The organism is uncultured Pseudoteredinibacter sp. (assembly GCF_947502065.1).
Lineage (GTDB): Bacteria > Pseudomonadota > Gammaproteobacteria > Pseudomonadales > Cellvibrionaceae > Pseudoteredinibacter.
Genome location: NZ_CANMYE010000019.1, coordinates 1 through 4,073, shown reverse-complemented (window position 1 = coordinate 4,073; position 4,073 = coordinate 1). Strand labels below are relative to the sequence as shown.

5 protein-coding genes and 4 tRNA genes are annotated in these 4,073 nt (G+C 47.8%); all 9 read right to left on the bottom strand.

Going from position 1 to position 4,073, the window contains the following annotated elements:
• Window positions 1-131, bottom strand: a 131-nt coding sequence (locus tag Q1A41_RS20150; RefSeq protein WP_299982923.1) for a GTP-binding protein, incomplete at its 3' end; no start/stop codon positions are given.
• An 86-nt stretch (window positions 132-217) separates the two neighbouring features.
• Window positions 218-293: transfer RNA gene (locus Q1A41_RS20145), tRNA-Thr, on the bottom strand.
• Window positions 294-332: 39 nt separating this feature from the next.
• A tRNA-Gly gene (locus Q1A41_RS20140) sits at window positions 333-406 on the bottom strand.
• 68 nt (window positions 407-474) lie between these two features.
• Window positions 475-558, bottom strand: a tRNA-Tyr gene (locus Q1A41_RS20135).
• A gap of 89 nt (window positions 559-647) precedes the next feature.
• A tRNA-Thr gene (locus tag Q1A41_RS20130) sits at window positions 648-723 on the bottom strand.
• Between the two features lie 49 nt (window positions 724-772).
• On the bottom strand, window positions 773-1,510 hold the full coding sequence (locus tag Q1A41_RS20125; protein ID WP_299982935.1) for a hypothetical protein: 738 nt from the start codon (window positions 1,508-1,510) through the stop codon (window positions 773-775).
• Between the two features lie 11 nt (window positions 1,511-1,521).
• Window positions 1,522-2,280, bottom strand: coding sequence for a type III pantothenate kinase (locus tag Q1A41_RS20120; protein WP_299982932.1), 759 nt, complete (start codon window positions 2,278-2,280; stop codon window positions 1,522-1,524).
• Window positions 2,277-3,236: a bifunctional biotin--[acetyl-CoA-carboxylase] ligase/biotin operon repressor BirA gene (birA, locus tag Q1A41_RS20115; protein WP_299982929.1), complete on the bottom strand. Its 960-nt coding sequence runs from the start codon at window positions 3,234-3,236 to the stop codon at window positions 2,277-2,279. The genes Q1A41_RS20120 and birA overlap by 4 nt, the downstream gene beginning before the upstream one ends.
• 76 nt (window positions 3,237-3,312) lie before the next feature.
• Window positions 3,313-3,516 carry a hypothetical protein gene (locus tag Q1A41_RS20110; RefSeq protein ID WP_299982926.1) on the bottom strand — a complete coding sequence of 68 codons (204 nt, stop codon included), beginning with the start codon at window positions 3,514-3,516 and terminating at the stop codon, window positions 3,313-3,315.
• Between the last annotated feature and the right edge of the window lie 557 nt (window positions 3,517-4,073).

The window sequence follows — 4,073 nt, the reverse complement described above, 5'->3', positions numbered from 1 at the left end:
GCGTCGCCGCCCCATACTTCCGCACAAACGCGAGTTAGAGCCGCAGTTAGAGTTGTTTTACCGTGGTCAACGTGACCAATTGTGCCCACGTTCACATGGGGCTTGGAGCGTTCAAATGTTTCTTTAGCCATTGTGGGCATCTCCTATCAAATAAAGCTGACTGAACATTATTTCAGACAACGAAAACCGCGCCAGCACTAAGCTAACGCGGAAAATATGGAGCTCAAGAGCAGATTTGAACTGCCGACCTCACCCTTACCAAGGGTGTGCTCTACCAACTGAGCTACTTGAGCATTTCACCTGCCACTCAACATTGAGCAACACAGTTAAACTGGAGCGGGTAGCGGGAATCGAACCCGCATCATCAGCTTGGAAGGCTGAGGTTCTACCACTAAACTATACCCGCCAAACAGTTCCGCCAAACTACCACCACAACTCAAGCAGAGCCGTCATTATGGTGAATAGCAGAAATAATGGTGCAGGGGGGTGGATTCGAACCACCGAAGCTTGCGCGTCAGATTTACAGTCTGATCCCTTTGGCCACTCGGGAACCCCTGCGAAAGAGGCGGGAATTTTCCGCTTCTCCGCCTAACTTGTCAACCGTTTTTTCTTAAAAAACAGCCATTTACATTAACAAGTTAAGAAAATGGAGCTGGCGATAGGAGTCGAACCTACGACCTGCTGATTACAAGTCAGCTGCTCTACCAACTGAGCTACGCCAGCCCTAAACACTGTTACCTCGAACAGTGGAGCGCGGATTCTAGAGAAACTTTTACAAAGACGCAACACCTGGACAGTAATTTTCTCGTCTTTCTACGTCTTTTCTTTTATTCATGAAGCCCTGCCACGCCTCATTGTTCATTTTTTCAGCTTCTGATGGATTTACGACCACCCAAGTCTCTTCATAAGAACGTACAACTTCTTTGATTTCAGCCTTGTAGCCAAACTTAGCTACCTCAGCCTGACGGACCTTCGCAGAACTGTCGCGACTATACATCCCAAAGGAAATGCCATTGACAATATCCCCCTTCGGTATCACATAGGAATCAATACCCTTAGCCTGCAGCTCATGAAGCTTACGAAGTGCCTCCTTACGACTAGGGAGCGGCTTAAGGTACACCCAAAAACCAGGATCACCCGGAATTTCTAGGTTTTTAATTTCGGCGGCCACCTCCAAAGACGCTAGATGCTCCACCGCATACTCAGCCTGTAATAACTTGTCGAAAGGGCCCAGCAATGTACACAAATCTTCTTTTGGCGTATCAAGTTGATCACTAGCAGCGTCTACAGCCGCCAAGTCTTCGACACTTTCGACCGTTACCCGTGATTTAGGGGGCTGCGCACCTGATTCTATCGGATCCTCTGCGGCTCGCTCTGATAACAGGCTGATTTTCGACACCGCTGGATCAAGCTTTTTGACAGCCACAGCCCGAGGGTTATCATCCTTCAAATAAGCCAAGGCAAATAGAATCGCATTGACAGCCAATAGGCATAAGAAAACAGCCTTCATTTTAATTCCTGTTAGTTACTGAGCACCCGAACAATCGGGCACGCCACTTCAAGCCCATCCAAAACCAATTCCTCATCAAGCCGATATGCAAACGGCAGTAGCGGGGCTACTTTCTTAGCATCGCCACCACATAACACAACTTCTACACCCGTACCCTGACCTAGCTTTTCTAGCAACTTATTACGATAGAGGCTTATTAAACCAACCTGAGCCCCCCAAACACCATTATCAACAGCCGACTCAGTATCATTTCCGACCACCAAATCCGATGGCACATTATGCTCAACCTTGACCTGATGAGTATCCGAGTACAAAGCCTTATACATTAAACTTGCTCCTGGCAATATCACACCACCGAGATACTCACCAGCTGCCATTAACTCAACTGTTGTAGCGCTACCGCAGTCTACAACCAAACAATTAGGACCATACCGTTTATTGGCCGCCAACACCGCCAACCAGCGATCCGCCCCAAGCTTTGATACGACCTTGTAAGGGTTTCGTACCCCACTACATTCCGCTTTAACCTTTGCCAATTGCAAATCGAGACCAAAAGCCGCCTGCAACATAAATGCTATTGACTGCGATACCACAGGGGATGCAACCGAAACCATCCTGGCCGCATGTAAATTCCTAGCCGCCAACAAGGGCTGCAGCATATCCCCTGCAGTTGCATCACTATTGAGGAAACCTCCACCACGCCGCTGTCCTAGCTCATCTATAATGCGCCACTTTACCCTAGTATTACCTGCGTCTAGCTCCAGAATCACGACAGCAACCTTAAAGAAACTTCGCCGCCACTGAACTCCCTCTCAACATCACCAACCAATAAACGCAAAGCGCCAGATTCAGCAACGCCGTTAGCCACGCCCTCGGTCCTTTGTTGAGCCGAGCTCACATAGACTTCTTTGCCATAAAACGCATCTAGCGACTGCCAGCGCTCGCGGTATTGTGCAAAGCCGTCCTTATCATAGGAGGCCAGCATCGGCATCAATCGTTGAAGGATTGCCGCCGCCAAATGGTTCCTGTCAGCCTTAAGGCCAAGCTGCGATAAATCCACCCAAGCCTGATCAATATCGCGACTGCCAGCGTCAGGCATTTTGACATTTAATCCAATACCCAATACCAACTTACACTCACCACTTACATCACCGGACATCTCCAGAAGAATGCCACCAAGCTTTCGCCCATTGTGCAAAACATCGTTTGGCCATTTTAGCTGGACACCGTCAATACCCAAAGACTCTATAGCTTCGGCCACAGCCACGCCGACTGCTAAACTAAGCCCCTCCAGAGACTGCGCCCCTCCTTGAAACATCCAACAAACAGACAGGTAAACATTTTTTGCAAATGGGCTAACCCATGCACGCCCTCGACGCCCCCTTCCAGACATCTGACGCTCTGCCATGCAAACATGCCCATGAGCACCACGCTCAAGTAAATAACTATTTGTAGATTCTATTGAGTCAAATATTTCAAAGCGGCTGATCAAATCAGCAGAGGCGTCTGGCAGGTATTTTAGGATGGCCTCCTGGCTCAACAAATCCAGCCCGCCGTGTAATCGATAACCCTTTCCTTTTACAGATTCCAATTCCAAGCCCAATTCATCGAGCTTGCGTAGGTGTTTCCAGACTGCTGTCCGACTGACTCCCATAGCCTGCCCCAACTCTTCTCCTGAGTGAAACTCACCATCGGCAAGGACACCTAATATATCTACCACATTCATATAGTTACCCACTCTCACTTATGCAAGAAGTATCAAACCAAGCCAAACAATATGCAAGGTCGAATGAGCAGGGAGTTCACAAATGGCTATACCAACACTTACTAAATGACTCCCAGAGAAACAATACCGCGTGAATCAAAGGCACAATACAGCCTAAACGCCCCCACGCCCCAACGCTATTGCCACGCAGCACCTTAAAGCTCCAACGCCAAAACCCCATTCGAGCTTCAACTCTTTCAGCCATTTCATTATGGTTTTCAGCAGCTCTTACAACCAGCATCAAAGGCGCCTATTAGATTTCCCTCATGAAGTTTCTGGCTCATTTTATCGATGCAATAATAAGGCAAGTCGAAAGCCAAAAAATGCATATAGTTACGCCATTTTCTGCGAGCAAATGCTTAATACTTAAGCGCAACTTCACGACCCTTTTCACATAAAGGTTTCCAGCTTTTGCAATAAATACACTACTTGATATATAGCAATGGCGAGATGGGGCTGTCAGATTTTTATCGTCATTGACGATCGGGTAGCGATAAACAAAGGATCAGCGTACTTACTACTTGCTAGGCACAGCAGTTTGCCGCAGAAGCGTTGCAAACCAATAAAGCGACTTGCACTCAGCCCGAACTTAAAGACGATTAAGCGGCTTATATAAAACACAACTTAGGGCGCCGCAGGCGCCTTTTTATTGCCCAATAAAAAGAATGCGTACAAACAATACCCTAAAAAGCACAGACAATAAAAAACCCCTGCCGGATATCCGACAGGGGTTTTTTGGAATAAAAGCTTGACGATGACCTACTCTCACATGGGGAATCCCCACACTACCATCGGCGC